At 69.7% G+C, this 15,007-nt stretch carries 13 protein-coding genes and 1 pseudogene; 10 read left to right on the plus strand and 4 right to left on the minus strand.

Annotated elements, in window-relative coordinates; genetic code table 11:
- The first annotated feature begins 83 nt into the window (after positions 1-83).
- From ACIQTP_RS20600 to ACIQTP_RS20625, 6 genes are all read left to right on the plus strand, one after another.
- Entirely contained in the window at positions 84-1,337 is a 1,254-nt protein-coding gene (locus ACIQTP_RS20600; RefSeq protein WP_403401622.1) for an Ig-like domain-containing protein, read from the plus strand.
- Between the two features lie 131 nt (positions 1,338-1,468).
- Entirely contained in the window at positions 1,469-2,236 is a 768-nt protein-coding gene (locus ACIQTP_RS20605; protein ID WP_403401624.1) for an enoyl-CoA hydratase/isomerase family protein, read from the plus strand.
- 279 nt (positions 2,237-2,515) lie between these two features.
- Entirely contained in the window at positions 2,516-3,124 is a 609-nt protein-coding gene (locus ACIQTP_RS20610; protein ID WP_403402006.1) for an ATP-binding protein, read from the plus strand.
- Positions 3,125-3,416: 292 nt separating this feature from the next.
- Entirely contained in the window at positions 3,417-4,121 is a 705-nt protein-coding gene (locus ACIQTP_RS20615) for a polysaccharide deacetylase family protein (protein WP_403401626.1), read from the plus strand.
- Positions 4,121-5,311 (plus strand): YncE family protein, encoded by a 1,191-nt coding sequence (locus ACIQTP_RS20620; RefSeq protein WP_403401628.1) that lies wholly within the window; start codon positions 4,121-4,123, stop codon positions 5,309-5,311. The genes ACIQTP_RS20615 and ACIQTP_RS20620 overlap by 1 nt, the downstream gene beginning before the upstream one ends.
- Before the next feature lie 90 nt (positions 5,312-5,401).
- Positions 5,402-6,010, plus strand: a complete 609-nt coding sequence (locus ACIQTP_RS20625; RefSeq protein ID WP_403401630.1) for an ADP-ribosyltransferase — start codon at positions 5,402-5,404, stop codon at positions 6,008-6,010.
- 3 nt (positions 6,011-6,013) lie between these two features.
- On the opposite strand, the gene ACIQTP_RS20630 is transcribed toward ACIQTP_RS20625, so the two are convergent.
- Positions 6,014-6,646 carry a GNAT family N-acetyltransferase gene (locus ACIQTP_RS20630; RefSeq protein WP_403401631.1) on the minus strand — a complete coding sequence of 211 codons (633 nt, stop codon included), beginning with the start codon at positions 6,644-6,646 and terminating at the stop codon, positions 6,014-6,016.
- Between the two features lie 49 nt (positions 6,647-6,695).
- On the opposite strand from ACIQTP_RS20630, the gene ACIQTP_RS20635 reads away from it, so the two are divergent.
- From ACIQTP_RS20635 to ACIQTP_RS20645, 3 genes are all read left to right on the plus strand, one after another.
- A complete protein-coding gene (locus ACIQTP_RS20635; protein WP_403401633.1) occupies positions 6,696-7,610 on the plus strand; it encodes a MerR family transcriptional regulator in 915 nt (304 codons plus the stop codon).
- A 48-nt stretch (positions 7,611-7,658) separates the two neighbouring features.
- A complete protein-coding gene (locus ACIQTP_RS20640) occupies positions 7,659-7,871 on the plus strand; it encodes an EF-hand domain-containing protein (RefSeq protein WP_148010556.1) in 213 nt (70 codons plus the stop codon).
- Positions 7,872-8,158: 287 nt separating this feature from the next.
- A complete protein-coding gene (locus ACIQTP_RS20645) occupies positions 8,159-8,830 on the plus strand; it encodes an NADPH-dependent F420 reductase (RefSeq protein WP_403402008.1) in 672 nt (223 codons plus the stop codon).
- A gap of 2 nt (positions 8,831-8,832) precedes the next feature.
- Here the strand turns inward: ACIQTP_RS20645 and ACIQTP_RS20650 are convergent, their stop codons facing one another.
- From ACIQTP_RS20650 to ACIQTP_RS20660, 3 genes and pseudogenes are all read right to left on the minus strand, one after another.
- On the minus strand, positions 8,833-9,375 hold the full coding sequence (locus tag ACIQTP_RS20650) for an MOSC domain-containing protein (protein WP_403401635.1): 543 nt from the start codon (positions 9,373-9,375) through the stop codon (positions 8,833-8,835).
- A gap of 93 nt (positions 9,376-9,468) precedes the next feature.
- Positions 9,469-9,665: pseudogene (locus ACIQTP_RS20655) on the minus strand (ADP-ribosylation/crystallin J1); the annotation flags it as partial.
- On the minus strand, positions 9,662-10,219 hold the full coding sequence (locus tag ACIQTP_RS20660) for a glycoside hydrolase family 25 protein (protein WP_403402010.1): 558 nt from the start codon (positions 10,217-10,219) through the stop codon (positions 9,662-9,664). The gene ACIQTP_RS20660 and the pseudogene ACIQTP_RS20655, both read right to left, overlap by 4 nt.
- A gap of 340 nt (positions 10,220-10,559) precedes the next feature.
- Here ACIQTP_RS20660 and ACIQTP_RS20665 point away from each other — a divergent pair, with 340 nt between their 5' ends.
- Positions 10,560-14,891 carry a LamG-like jellyroll fold domain-containing protein gene (locus ACIQTP_RS20665; protein ID WP_403401637.1) on the plus strand — a complete coding sequence of 1,444 codons (4,332 nt, stop codon included), beginning with the start codon at positions 10,560-10,562 and terminating at the stop codon, positions 14,889-14,891.
- Positions 14,892-15,007: the final 116 nt, after the last annotated feature.

Below are 15,007 nucleotides of genomic sequence, written 5' to 3' on the forward strand. Positions count from 1 at the left end.
GGACCGTGTGATTAATTAGCGCGATACGCGCGGTGACGCGCTGGGGTGCGGGCCTGATCAGGCCGTGCGAGGGGAGAACAGACTTGAACGGGCGACCGATTTCGGGGGCGTCGGTTGGAACGCGGGCACGGGGAAGCCGGGGGAGCAAGGGAATCCCGGCACTGCTGCTGGGCGTGCTGCTGCTCGCCGTGACCGCGTGCGGCGGGGGAGGGGACTCGGACGCCGGGAACGGCAAGGGCAAGAGCACGGGCAGCTCTACCAAGGCCGACACCAAGGTGTCGCAGGCCGTGGTGACCATAGCCCCGAAGGACGGCACGAACGGCGTGGCCACCAGCGGGGCCCTCAAGGTCACCGCGGCCAAGGGCAAACTGACCGAGGTCACGGTCAAGGACGGCAAGGGCAACGCGGTCGACGGCGCGATATCCGGCGGGGGCGCCACCTGGACGCCCTCGACCCACCTCGCCTCCGCCACCAAGTACAAGGTCCACGCGGTGGCCAAGGACGCCGACGGCCGTGAGGCCGCCGAGGAGTCCGCCTTCACCACGCTGACCCCGAAGAACACCTTCGTCGGTATGTTCACGCCCGAGGACGGTTCCAAGGTCGGCGTCGGCATGCCGTTCTCGGTGCGCTTCACCCGGGGCATCACGCACCCGGACGCCGTCGAGAAGGCCATCAAGATCAAGACCGAGCCGGCCGTCGACGTCCAGGGCCACTGGTTCGGCAACGACCGCCTCGACTTCCGCCCCGAGCAGTACTGGAAGGCCGGTACGAAGGTCACCGTCACCCTCGACCTCGACGGCGTCGAGGGCCGCCCCGGGGTCTACGGCAAGCAGGCCAAGACCGTGTCCTTCACGATCGGCCGCAGCCAGGTCTCCACGGTCGACGCCAAGACCCACAAGATGGTCATCAAGCGCGACGGCAAGGTCATCAAGACCATCCCGATCACCACGGGCAAGCCGGGCTACGACACCTGGAACGGCCAGATGGTCATCAGCGAGCAGCTCCGGGTGACCCGTATGAACGGTGAGACGGTCGGCTACGGCGGCGAGTACGACATCAAGGACGTGCCCGACGCCCAGCGCCTGACCGACTCCGGCACCTTCATCCACGGCAACTACTGGGGCGGCGACGCCTTCGGCAACTACAACGCCAGCCACGGCTGCGTGGGCCTGCGCGACGTGCGCGGCGGCGGCGACCGCAGTGCGCCCGCCGCCTGGTTCTTCGACCACTCCATCACCGGTGACGTGGTGATCGTGAAGAACTCCCACGACAAGACGGTCGCCCCGGACAACGGCCTCAACGGCTGGAACATGTCCTGGTCGGCCTGGACCGCCTGACCGTTTCGCCTCGACGGGCCCGCTGTGCCAGGTCACCTCTGTGACCGAGTACACCGGGCCCGTTGTCGTCAGTCCCCGTGCCGCACCTGCCCCGGGGGACAACCCCCCAGACCCCCCGATACGGTGCCTTCATGACTGTGCATCTCGAAGTGGCCGAAGGCGTCGGCACCCTCCGCCTGGACCGCCCGCCCATGAACGCGCTGGACGTCGCCACACAGGACCGGCTCAAGGAGCTCGCCGAGGAGGCCACACGCCGCGAGGACGTGCGCGCCGTGGTCATCTACGGCGGCGAGAAGGTGTTCGCGGCGGGCGCGGACATCAAGGAGATGCAGGCCATGGACCACGCGGCGATGGTCGTGCGGTCCCGTGGCCTGCAGGATTCCTTCAGCGCCGTGGCCCGTATCCCCAAGCCGGTCGTCGCCGCCGTCACCGGGTACGCGCTGGGCGGTGGCTGCGAGTTGGCGCTCTGCGCGGACTTCCGTATCGCCGCGGACAACGCCAAGCTCGGCCAGCCGGAGATCCTGCTGGGCCTGATCCCCGGCGCCGGCGGCACCCAGCGCCTGTCCCGCCTGATCGGCCCCTCCAAGGCGAAGGACCTCATCTTCACGGGACGGATGGTGAGGGCCGACGAGGCGCTGTCGCTCGGTCTCGTGGACCGGGTCGTCCCGGCCGACGAGGTGTACGCCCAGGCACACGCGTGGGCCGCGAAGCTGGCGCAGGGTCCCGCGCTCGCGCTGCGCGCCGCCAAGGAGTCCATCGACGCGGGTCTGGAGACCGATCTCGAGACGGGGCTCGCGATCGAACGGAACTGGTTCGCGGGGCTGTTCGCGACCGAGGACCGCGAGCGCGGCATGCGCAGCTTCGTGGAGGAGGGGCCGGGGAAGGCGAAGTTCCTCTGATCCGCCGTTGTCCGCCGCTTTTCCGGGGGCGCCGGTTCTCCGCATCCCCGGTTTACCGGTCCTCCGAATCGCCGCCGGAGCCCCCGTGGTGCCGCGAAACTCACTCTCCAAGTTCCGCTGATCCACTTGCAGTTGACGCGATGTCTTATCCGCCGTCCCCCGAAGGGCTGGTTTATGCCAGCCTTAAGGGAACCTTAAGTCTGCCTTGTCGGGAGCGAATGGCGATTGCCGCCAACTAGGGCATTCCGGCAGGTCAGATGGGCCTTGGTGGGCCCCGAACTGCCTGCGGCATATGCCGATCGGATGTTGTGGAATGGGCGGTTCCGGGGGGCGTATTCCTCCGGAACGGCCCCGAAGCGGTCTCTGGGCGGCCATGATGGGGGCATGGCGGGGCTGGAGGGTATCGAACCGCCGCGGCGGCACGGGAGTGCGACCGCGGCGCGCTGGTCGCCTGCGGTCGAGGACGAGCGGGCGCTCAAGGCGCTCGAGTTGTTCGGCAATCCGACCGAGGGTGAGGTCCCGCTGCCGTCCCGCCCCGAGTCCGCCGCCACCGCGCGGCGGCTCACCCAGGTCATCGTCCTGCGCCACTGGGGGCTCTCCCCGAAGATGACCGAGGACGCCGTGTTGCTGGTGTCCGAACTCGTCGGCAACGCCGTACGGCACACGGGCGCCCGCGTCTTCGGACTCCGGATGCGGCGCCGCCGGGGCTGGATCCGCGTCGAGGTCCGTGACCCCTCCCGCGGTCTTCCCTGTCTGATGCCGGTCCAGGAGATGGATCTGAGCGGCCGTGGTCTCTTCCTCGTCGACAAGCTCTCCGACCGCTGGGGAGTCGACCTCCTGCCCCGTGGCAAGACCACCTGGTTCGAGATGCGCGTCGCCGACCGCTGACCGCTCGCCCCCGGGTCCGCACCGCGACCCGCACCCCCGCCAATCGGACGAATCGCACGTTTTCTTACCATTACACCCTTAAATGGTGCGGGTGATCACGCCCGCTCGTCCCCCTCAGCCGTCCCCCGACGGAAGCTCCGACGGAAACCCCGCCGGAAGCGTCGCGCGTGCGGCGCCGGATCCTCGTACGGTTCCGGATCGGCGTGCGGCGCTGCGGTCGGGTGTCGCGCTCGCCGCCGGGACACTCGCCACGGGGTGTTCCGCGACCGGCGCCGTCGCCCACCCGGTCGCCGTGTCCCGCACATCCGTCTCTCCCTCCACGAACCCGTCCGCGGCCTCCTCCGCGAACCCCTCCGCCAAGGCCGCCGCCGCGCCCGCGCCTCGCCGGTTCCCGCAGCAGCCCGCCGAGATCACCCACGGCCCCCGTGACCGTCCCCGGGTCGCCCTCACCTTCCACGGCCAGGGCGACCCGGCCGTCGCCAAGGCACTGCTCGGCGAGGCGGAGAAGGCCGGCGCCCGGGTCACCGTGCTCGCGGTGGGCAGTTGGCTCGACGAGCACCCCGACATCGCCCGCCGCATCCTCGACGGCGGCCACGACCTCGGCAACCACACCCTGCGCCACCTCGACATCAACGCGATGTCCGAGGCGGACGCGGAGGCCGAGATCCGGGGCTGCGCGGACCGGCTGCGGCGGCTGACCGGGTCCATCGGCACCTGGTTCAGGCCCTCCCGCACCCCGAGCGCCTCCGCCCGCGTGGCGGGCGTGGCCCGCCGTGTGGGCTACCCGCACATCCTCTCCTACGACGTCGACTCGCTCGACTACACCTCGCCGGGAGCCCCCGCCGTCACCCGTCAGGTCATCGGCGGGGTCCGCGACGGATCCGTGGTGAGCCTGCACTTCGGGTACGCGGACACGGTCGCCGCGCTCCCCGCCGTCCTGGAAGAACTCGGCCGCCGCGGTCTGCGCGCGGTCACCACCACGGAGCTGCTGAGCTGATGCACCGCAACCGGAACCTCACGAAGCGCGCCCTGCTCGCGGGCGCGGTACTCGCCGCACTCGCCGTACTTCCGGGCTGCGACGGCGAGTCCAAGAACACCGCGCACGAGGCCGTCGGCACCCAGGCCGCCGTCAAACCGGCCCAGCCGAAGCAGGTCGACGGCCTGCCCGGCATGCCGCCCGTGCTCGACCCGACGGACCTCTACGCCGCCGACCGGCCGAACAAGCTCTCGCCGGTCGTCAAGGACTTCCCGTCCCGCGTGTACGTCCCCAACACCAACTCCAACACGGTCTCCGTGATCGACCCGAAGACGTACGAGGTCATCGAGACGATCCGGGTCGGCGCCCAGCCCCAGCACGTCGTCCCCTCCTGGGACATGAAGACGCTCTGGGTCAACAACGACCGGGGCAACACCCTCACCCCCATCGACCCGAGGACCGGCAAGGCGGGCAAGACCGTCGACGTGCACGACCCGTACAACCTGTACTTCACGCCCAACGGCAGGTACGCCATCGTCATGGCCTCCCTCGACCGCGAGCTGGTCTTCCGTGACGCGCACACCATGAAGCAGGTGAAGACCGAGCCGGTCAGCTGTTACGGCGTCAACCACGCCGACTTCTCCCTCGACGGCCGCTACTTCATCGTCTCCTGCGAGTTCAGCGGCGAGCTGCTGAAGGTCGACACCGAGCGGATGAAGGTGGTCGCCCAGGAGAAGCTGCCCTTCCGCGGTGCCATGCCGCAGGACGTCAAGATCTCCCCCGACGGCAAGCGGTTCTACATCGCCGACATGGTGGCCAACGGCGTGTGGGTCCTCGACGGGGACAAGTTCACGAAGCCGTCCTTCCTCCCGACCGGCAAGGGCTGCCACGGGCTGTACGTCAGCCGCGACTCGCGCGAGATGTACATCTCCAACCGGGGCGAGGGCACCATCTCCGTCTTCGACTTCACCCGGAACAGGCTGACCAAGAAGTGGCGCCTGCCGCACGGCGGAAGCCCCGACATGGGCGGTGTCTCGGCCGACGGCAAGGTCCTGTGGCTGTCGGGCCGCTACAACTCCGAGGTGTACGCCATCGACACCCGCACCGGCGTCCAGCTGGCCCGCATCCCGGTCGGCAGCGGCCCGCACGGCCTGGCCGTCTACCCCCAGCCGGGCCGCTACTCGCTCGGCCACACCGGTATCTTCCGCTGATCCGGGCCCGGTTGACCCGAAGGCGGTGACACGCCGCCGTACGGGTGAAGATCCCCGGCCCGCCGCCGCAGAACCGAGATCGTGCTCCCCATGATCACAACTCGCCTGCGGCGTCGGGCCGCCGCCGTCGTCGTCTCCCTCTCGGCCGTCCTCGCGACCTCCGCCGCGACGCTCCCCGCGACCCCCGTCGCGCCGCTCGCCAAGGCCGCCGCGCCCACCTGTCCCCAGTTCGACGACCCGGTCAAGGCCGCCGCCGACCACCGTGTGCAGGTCGAGCGCATCACCCCCGAGCCGGTCTGGCGCAAGACCTGCGGCACGCTCTACCGCAGCGACAGCCGGGGTCCCGCCACCGTCTTCGAGCAGGGCCTCTACCCCAAGGACGCCGTCAACGGGCAGTACGACATCGAGCAGTACGTCCTGGTCAACCAGCCCTCGCCGTACGTGTCGACGACGTACGACCACGACTTGTACAAGACCTGGTACAAGTCGGGCTTCAACTACTACATCGACGCGCCTGGCGGCGTCGACGTCAACAAGACCATCGGTGACACCCACAAGTGGGCCGACCAGGTCGAGGTCGCCTTCCCCGGCGGCATCGCGCGCCAGTACATCATCGGCGTCTGCCCGGTCGACAAGAAGACCAGGACCGAGATCATGAGCGACTGCGAGAGCAACCCGTACTACGAGCCCTGGCACTGACGCCTATCCGGCGATGAGCAGCGCCTCCGAGCCCACGGGACGGTAACCGGCTGCCTGGAACGTCCGCATGCTGCGGGCGTTCCCCGGCGCGACCTGGGCCCACAGCGGCTCCGTGGCGAGCTGCCGGGCCGCCGTCACCAGGGCCCGGCCCAGCCCTCGGTGCCGTGCTCCTTCGTCCACCTCGACGGAGACCTCCAGCCGCCCCGCGATCCCGCGCCCCAGTACGAGCACGCCGCCCTCCGTCGTCCACGCGCGCACGTCGCCGCGGCGCCCACGGGCGTACACGATCCGCGGATGTTCGCCGTCCGTGATCTCCTTCAGCGGGAGCGGGGGCTCGCCCGGCAGGGGAGAGCCCACGAGCATCGCGTCGATCGTCTCGGACGTACGCCCCGTCCGCTCGAGGAAGGCCGCCAGGAACCGCGCGTTCATCGGCGCGGCGAGGGCGTCGCACGGCACGGCGGCCAGCGTGTCGTACACCCACCGCGGATCCTCGTCCGTGAAGACCACCGTGTGCGCGGTGAAGGCGAGCACACCCGCGTCCCGGTGGGACGCCTGCGCCACGACGGTCGTACGACCGTCCGCCGGTGGGAAGACGCCCCGTGCGGCCGCGTCGAGAATGTCCTGAAGAGTCTCCACCACCGGGCTCCTTGAGTCTCCACCCACTGGAAGGCCCAGACTCGCAGACATGATCGACGACGGCACCGGACTTCTCACCATCGGCGAGCTGGCCCGGGCCACCGGGCTGACCGTGCGCACCATCCGCTACTGGTCGGACGAGGGCGCCCTGCCCCCGGTGGCCCGCTCCTCGGGCGGCTACCGGCTGTACGACGCCGCGTCCGTGGCCCGCCTCGAACTGATCCGCACCCTGCGCGAACTGGGCCTCGGTCTGGACGCCGTACGCCGGGTGCTGGCCGGCGAGACGACGGTCGCGGAGGTGGCCGCCACTCATGTGACGGCGCTGGACGCGCAGATCAGGGCGCTGAAGGTGACGAGGGCGGTGCTGTCGTCCGTGGCGCGACGCGGTTCGACCGCGGGGGAGATGACGCTCATGAACAAACTGGCGCGGCTGTCGGCCGCCGAACGGAAACGGATCATGGAGGAGTTCGTGGAGGAGCTGTTCCACGGGCTCGACTCCGTGGGTCCGGCCATCCAGGAGCGGATGCGCTCCCTAGCGGGGGACCTGCCCGAGGAGCCGGCCCCCGAGCAGGTGGACGCCTGGGTGGAGCTGGCGGAAATGGTCCAGGATCCGGAGTTCCGGGCGCAGATGCGCAAGGTGGTCGAGTTCAACGCGGCCGACCAGGACCACGCCGCTGCGGCCGGGCGGTCCGTGTGGTTCCCCATGCGCATGCTCCAGCTGGGGGCCGAGGCCCGCGCCCGGGGAATCGCCCCCGAGTCGCCCGAGGCGGAGGCGATCCTGCGGGAGGTAGTGGGGGACGGCGGCCTGGCGGTCGTACTCGAACGTATGGAGTCGGCGTCCAACGACCGGCTCGCCCGGTACCGGGAGTTGCTGGCCACGGTGAAGGGCGCGGGGACCCCGTCCGCGCACCGGGAGGAGTTCGGCTGGGTGGTCGCCGCACTGAGGGCCGGCGCGGACCGTTAATCTGACCTCCGTCAATACAGCGGTAATGCACTACGAAGGGGCGGATCGGTGGCGGACATCGAGGAAGCACGCAAGCAGTTCGAGCGGATCGATACGGACGGTGACGGTTTCATCACCGCGGCCGAGTTCAAGAGCGCCCTCGCCCAGGGCGGCGACTGGAACGTCACCGAGTCGGTGGCGGAGGCCGTCATCGCCACCCGCGACCTCAACGGGGACAAGGTCCTCTCGTTCGACGAGTTCTGGACCCACCTGAACAAGTGACCCGGGCCCTGAACAGGTGACCCGGGCAAAGGGGCGCCCGCCGACCATCCGGCGGGCGCCCCTTCGTCATGCCGGCCTCCCGGATGCGTACGCTCCTGATCGAGATGCTGGATCCAACCCGGGCGACGACGCCCACGCGGCGCCGGGACGGTGCTCCGAGGGGAGCTGCAGGAGACGCGCCCCTGTTGTGGCGGCCCGTCACTCGAACGCCGTACGTCCCGGAATAGGTGCGCGTGCACCACGGTTGATGATCACCGTCAGTCCAGTGGCGTCAACCCCGGAAGGGCCTGTCCATCATGAAGATCGGCATCATCGGAGCGGGCAACATCGGCGGCAACCTCACCCGACGGCTCACCGCCCTCGGACACGACGTCTCCGTCGCGAACTCCCGCGGTCCGGGGACCCTCACCGCGCTCGCCGAGGAGACCGGGGCGACCCCCGTCAAGGTCGAGGACGCGGCGCGCGGCGCCGAGGTCGTCGTCGTCACGATTCCCCTGAAGGCGGTCCCGGACCTGCCGGACGGGCTTGTGGACCAGGCCGCCGAGGGCGTCGCCGTCATCGACACCGGCAACTACTACCCCCAGCAGCGCGACGGCAGGATCGCCGCGATCGAGGACGAGGGTCTGACCGAGAGCGGCTGGACGGCCCGGCAGATCGGCCACACCGTCGTCAAGGCGTTCAACGGCACATACGCCCAGGACATCCTGGACCGGCACCGCCCGGCCGGCGCCCCCGACCGTCTGGCGCTGCCGGTGGCCGGCGACGACGAGGCCGCCAAGCGTGTCGTCCGTGAGCTCATCGACGAACTCGGCTTCGACACGGTCGACACGGGCGGCCTCGACGACTCCTGGCGCCAGCAGCCCGGCTCCCCGGTCTACGGCCTCCAGAAGGGCGTGGACGAGGTGACCAAGGCGCTGGCGGACGCACCTCGGGAGCGCCCCGCGGAATTCCGCGCCTGACGTCACACGATCCGCAGCGGAAGGTGCGGCCCGACCGGCAACTCGATCTCGACGGGGTCTGAGGGCCGCACCACACCGCCTTCCCGTACGACGCTCATGACCCCGGACTTGTAGACGACACCGCCGCCCTCGTCCCTCCCGACGACCTGCTTGAGCAGCCCCTTCTGGAAGCCGTCGATCTGCGCGCAGGGATTGCGCAGACCGGTGATCTCCACGACGGCCGCGTCCCCGAGGCGCAGCAGCGTGCCCACCGGCAGCCCCAGCAGGTCGACACCCCGGGTGGTGACGTTCTCCCCGAGCTCCCCGGGAGCGACGGTGAAACCGCCCTCGCGCAGCTCGTCGAACAGCTCCTCGTGCATGAGGTGCACCTGCCGCAGATTCACCTGCGACGGGTCCTTCGCCATCCGGAACCGGTGCTTCACGGTGGTTCCCGCGTGCACATCACCCTCCACCCCGAGGCCGGCGAGCAGCGTGATGCTCTCCCGGTTCGGTTTGGTGAAGGAATACGTCCCGTTACTGCTGACCGCCGTGACCGCCCCGCCCATCCGCGAGAGCTCCCCTCACTCCGACAGCTCCCACCGAGCCGCAGGTCGGAGCCTACGTGCCAGAGAACTCTGGGTCAGCCGGATCTCTCCGACGATGTGGGCGACACCGCTGTGCTTCACGTTCCGGTCCCGCGCGCTCCTGATCGCGTAGTCCTCGTCGAGCACCGGATGGAAGTCGGCTGCTCGGGCGGTCGGGGCGGCCGGGCGCGCCACCCCGACCGCCGGACCAGATCCAGCTCCTCGGGACCGGTGGGGCGCCACAGGGTCGTGGTCGCCGGCCGGCCCGTCAGCCTCCCGTCGCCCACTCCTTCAGCGCGGCCTTGCTGCCGAAGTTCGCGACGTCCCTGTCCAGGGGCTCGTCGGTGTACTGGTGGAATCGCCATGAGGCCTTGATGCGGGGCTTGCCCGCGGTCACGTAGTCGGCGATCCACAGGCCGTCTCCGGCGTACGAGGTGGTGTCGACGGTGAGCCAGTAGTCGCGGTTGGTGTAGAGGAGGACCCGGTGGTTCGGCCGAAGCTCCTTCACCATCCGGATGAAACGGTCCTTCTCGGCGTTGCTCGCGTGCGTGCCGTCACCGGTGGCCTCCCAGTCGACGGCGAGCAGGTCCCCGGCCTTCTCGGGGGACTTGCCGACGAAGTACTCGGCCTGGGCGGTGATGTTGCCGGGCCACAGGAAGTGGTAGAACCCGACCACGCACCCGGCGTCGCGGGCCGTCTTCACCTGAGCGGTGAGTCTCGGATTGACGTACGTATGGCCCTCCGTCGCCTTGACGAAGACGAAGGAGAGACCGTCGGTGGAGAAAGAGGACGACTGATAGGCGCTTACGTCGATGCCGCGCAGCATGGGCGACTCCTCCGTGCGTGGGGGGATGTACACGTACCGTCCTGCCTGATACGTGCGGGGGCCTACTTCTTTTCAAATGCCCCCACTTCCCCCACCACACCCTCGAACACCGGCCCGGACACGGAACCTCCGCTACCGCCTCGTGGCGAGGGCGGCGCGCACGTCCGCTGATGTGAATGTCGCCTCCAAGGTAGGGCGTTATGTCGAAATAGCGCTCACATCTTGTCCTGATCCGGGCAAACAGGTGGGGTTTTGGGTCAGCACACAGCTCGTTGACAGTTTGTGACGGGTAGCCAGATAGTGATCTTCACATTATGAAGATTGCGTGAGAGGTGCTGGCGTGGCTGAGAGAACGTGGGGGAGAGCAGCCGTCGGCGCGGTCTCTCTTCTGGTCGGGGCGTTGTTCGCGGGAGGGCTACCAGGATCGTCCCTGCCCACCGCGGTCGCGCAGACCTCGGATGCGGCCCGTACGCGATCCCAGGCAGCCGACGAATCCGCACGGGACACCCTGTCCCCCGACATCGACCGGGCGCGGGATCAGGCCCGGCGGGGTGGGAAGCAGGTGGAGGTCGTCTCCGAACGCGGGGCGAGACGCGAGGTGTTCGCCAACCCGAGCGGCAGTCTCACCGAGATCACGCACATGGAACCGGTGCGCGCCCGCCGGGCAGGTAGATGGGTCGACATCGACACCGGCCTGCGGCGGGTCGACGACGTCGGCATCGTGCCCGTCGCCTCCGCCGCCGACGTGGTGTTCTCAGCGGGCGGCAGCCGGGACCCGCTGGTCAGGATGGTCAAGGCAGGCCGGGAGCTGTCCCTGTCGTGGCCCGGCACACTGCCCGCCCCGGCCATCTCGGGATCGTCCGCGACCTATGCGGAGGTCCTGCCGGACGTCGACCTGCGGATGACCGCGGAGCCCGACGGCTTCTCCCAGGTCCTGGTCGTCAAGAGCGCCGAGGCCGCGGCGAACCCCGCGCTCACCGAACTGAGACTGCCCATGGCCGGCAAGGGGCTCACCGTCCGCTCCACGGTCGCAGGAGGACTCGAGGCGGTCGACACCCAGGCGGGAGGCGTGGCCTTCGAGGCGGCACAACCGGTGATGTGGGACTCCCGCGAAGCCGGCACCGGTGCGGCCGCGAACACCGGCGCGAGCACCCGGACAAAGGCGTCGGTCGCCAGGTCTGCCGCGTCCGACGCCACCAAGTCCGCCGCACCGCAGGCCACTTCGCGCACCGCACCAGCCTCCGAGCTGTACGAAGGCCCCGGCGACGCCTCGGCGCGGGCCGACGTACATGCCTCTGTGACCGGGGACTCCCTCCTTCTCACCCCCGACCCGAAGCTGCTCTCCGGCGAGGAAACCCGCTACCCGGTCTTCATCGACCCCGCCTGGTCCTCACCGCGTTCGTCCGCGTACGCGATGGTCTCCCGCGCCTACCCCGACTCCGACTTCTACAAGTTCGACGGTGCCGCCGACTCGGGCCTGGGCTTCTGCCCGCCGAACTTCACCGGCCTCAAGTGCGCGCCGAACGACGCCAAGCGGCTGTTCTACAAGCTGCCCGTGACCAGCTTCGCGGGCAAGAGCATCACCAGCGCCGAGTTCGTCGTCCGCGAGACGTTCGCGTACAACTGCGTCAAGCAGCCGGTGGAGTTCTGGCGCACCAAGGCGCTCACTTCGACCACGTCCTGGAACGACCAGAAGGCCGCGGGCTACTGGATCGACCAGATGCCGACCGTGACGGCGGCCAAGGGCGCGACCGCCTCCTGCCCGGACGGTGACCTGGAGTTCAACGCCAAGGACGCGGTCGTCTGGGCCGCCGCCAACAAGCAGACCTCACTCACCTTCGGGCTCAAGGCGCCGAACGAGAGCGCCGAGAACCAGTGGAAGCGCTTCGCGGGCAACGGGTTTCTGCGCGTCGAGTACAACAACCCGCCGAACCAGCCCAAGCAGTCGCAGCTGACCATGAACCCCGGTGGTACCTGCACGCTGGCGCCCAAGGCCGTGAACGTCATTCCCAAGGCGACAGCCGTCCTGTCGGATCCCGACAAGGACCAGGTGTACGCGGAGTTCAAGGTCGAGTGGGACTCGGGCGACGGCTGGAAGGAACACTGGAACTCCGGCCGCATCGGTCCCAAGGCCTCGGGACAGCCGTACACGATCACGCTTCCGTCGACCATCCCGCAGAACGTCAAGGCCTCGTGGAGCGTGCGCGCCTCGGACGGCAAGCTGTGGGGGCCCTGGAGTTACGCGGGTGACACCCAGACCGGCTGCTACCTGATCTACGACTCCAAGCACCCGGCCGCACCGACCGTGGTCTCCTCGCAGTACCCCGCGTCGCGCACCGACGACCCGCTCGATCCGTGGCTGGACGGGGTCGGACGGTACGGCCGCTTCACCATCGACTCGACCGCGCCGGACGTGACCAAGTACTGGTTCGGCCTGAACGCGGACCCGACCGCGGCCAACGAGCGCAAGCCGGCGACCCCCGGAGCAGCCGTCGCGATCGATGTGATGCCGACCCGGCCGGGACTCAACAACCTCTACGTCCAGGCCTGGGACGCCAACAACAACGACAGCACGATCGCCAGTTACCAGTTCCGGGTGGCCACCGGCCAGCCCGAACGCGCCGCCTGGACTCTCGACGCCCCGGCCGGTTCGACGCAGGACCCGGGCAGCGGCGGCGCACGCCCCGCTCAGCTCGACGGCACCGCGGTACTCGGTGAACCGGGTGTCAGCGGCACGGCCCTCGCCCTGAACAGCGGTGGCGCCGGTGACGGTTACGCGGCCGCCGGCCCCCATCTGCTGGACACCGACGGCGACTTCACCGTCTCCACCTGGGTGCGCCTCGACTCGGACGCGGCCACCGCCACGGCGGTCAGCGTCGACGGAACCTCCCAGGCGGGCTTCTACCTCGGCTACGAGAAGGGAAGCGGACGATGGGCGCTGCGTGTGCCGACCAAGGACGCGGCCGGTGCTGACTTCGACGTCCAGCGGGTGCTGTCGCCGGCCCCGCCGGAGGTCGGGAAGTGGACCCATCTCGCGGCCGTCCGTGACGCGGTGGCCGGCAAGTACACCCTGTACGTCGACGGTGTCGCGGCGGGCACGTCCACGGTCACCACTCCCTGGCACGCCGCCGCCAACCTCCAGTTCGGACGCGCCAAGTACAACGGCGCCTACGGCGAACCCTGGCAGGGCGCGATCGACGAGAGCGCCGTCTACGACCGCCCCCTGGGCGCGCAGGACGTCGGTCGGCTGGCCCGCAAGGAGCCCGTGACCACCGGCCGTCCGGCCAAGGCGGCCTGGGACTTCGACGACGCGGCCACCTCCCCGGTGGCGAAGGGCGCGAGCCAGGTGAACCCGCTGGTCCTGAAGGGCGGCGGCGGTACGTTCGGTGTCCCGGGGAACGTGGCCGGCGCCCTGGACCTCAGCTCCACCGACAACGGTTACGCGAGCACCACCGGGCCGCAGCTCAACACCCTGCGCAGCTTCTCGGTGTCCGCCTGGGCCAGACTCCCCAAGGCGGAGTCGAACTCGGCGCAGATCATCGCGACCCAGGCCGGCGCACAGCAGAGCGGCTTCGAGCTGTACTACTCCGGCTCGTACCGCCGTTGGGTCTTCAACCGGTACGACTCCGACACCGCGGGCGTCGACCCGACCCGGGCCATGGCCAACCTCGGTAAGCCCGCCGCCGACCAGGTCTACCCCGGCGAGAGCTGGCACCATCTCCTCGGTGTCTACGACGGCACACTGAAGGAGCTGCGGCTCTACGTGGACGGCGGGCTCGTCTCCACGGTGCCGTTCACACCCGCTTCCTGGGACGCCACCGGTCCGGTACAGGTCGGCGCGGGATCGTACGGTGGCCGGCCCGACTCGTTCTTCAAGGGGCAGATCGACGATGTGCGCCTGTACGACCGGGTGGTCTCCAAGGACGAGGCCGGTGACCTGTTCAAGCAGCACCCGCAGGTGAAGGGGCGCTGGAAGTTCGACACCACGACGGCGGGTACACCGGCTTCCAGCCCCGACGACAGCGCCGGCAAGCGGCCGGCGGTCCTGGGCGCACAGGCGGCCGTACAGCCGGGCGCCGGATGGGTCGGCGACGGTGGTCTGGTCCTGGACGGGGTGGACGACTACGCCGCCGCGGCGACGGTCCCGGTGAACACCAAGGAGAGTTTCACCGTGACCGCCTGGGTCGACACCGCGGCACGCCCGCAGAAGAAGGTCACCGTCCTGTCGGCGGAAGGAGCGGTCAACAGCGCCTTCACCGTGCGATACGCACCGGACGCCACGGACCCGCAGAACCAGGGCGGTTACGAACTGGAACTGCCCAGCGCGGACACGGCGGGCGCGGCCCGTCCCGTGGTGCGGCATTCGAGTTTCCATTCGGAATTCGAGTGGGACCACCTGGCAGTCGTGTACGACGCCTTCGCCGACGAGGCACGGCTGTACGTCAACGGCCAACTGGAGCAGGTCCTGGACGCCATGTCGTGGCGGGCCAACGTCCAGCCGTTCCAGGCGACCAAGCAACTCCAGTTCGGACGCAACAAGGAGAACGGAACACCTGGCGAGTACTGGCCGGGCGTGATCGACGACGTGTGGATGTTCTCCGGCGTGGCGAGTGACGCCCAGATCGTCAAACTCGGCAACGGGGAGTCCCTGGACACGGTCCCAGGCCCGTAGATCGCCGTCGGGTTTCCCGACGAGAGGTCTCCCTTCGACCCCGGGGGGGGGGGGGGGGGGGGGGGCCCGGGGGGGGGGGGGGCCCCCCAAAAAACACCCCCCCCCCCCCCAAACCC

The organism is Streptomyces sp. NPDC090798 (assembly GCF_044768965.1).
In the GTDB taxonomy this organism is placed as follows: Bacteria; Actinomycetota; Actinomycetes; order Streptomycetales; family Streptomycetaceae; genus Streptomyces.

Excerpts from the sequence above, each read along its gene's own strand:
- ACIQTP_RS20605 (WP_403401624.1), top strand. The coding sequence starts at position 1,469 with ATGACTGTGCATCTCGAAGTGGCCGAAGGCGTCGGCACCCTCCGCCTG.
- ACIQTP_RS20620 (WP_403401628.1), top strand. The coding sequence starts at position 4,121 with ATGCACCGCAACCGGAACCTCACGAAGCGCGCCCTGCTCGCGGGCGCG.
- ACIQTP_RS20625 (WP_403401630.1), top strand. The coding sequence starts at position 5,402 with ATGATCACAACTCGCCTGCGGCGTCGGGCCGCCGCCGTCGTCGTCTCC.
- ACIQTP_RS20635 (WP_403401633.1), top strand. The coding sequence starts at position 6,696 with ATGATCGACGACGGCACCGGACTTCTCACCATCGGCGAGCTGGCCCGG.
- ACIQTP_RS20650 (WP_403401635.1), bottom strand. The coding sequence starts at position 9,375 with ATGGGCGGGGCGGTCACGGCGGTCAGCAGTAACGGGACGTATTCCTTC.
- ACIQTP_RS20660 (WP_403402010.1), bottom strand. The coding sequence starts at position 10,219 with ATGCTGCGCGGCATCGACGTAAGCGCCTATCAGTCGTCCTCTTTCTCC.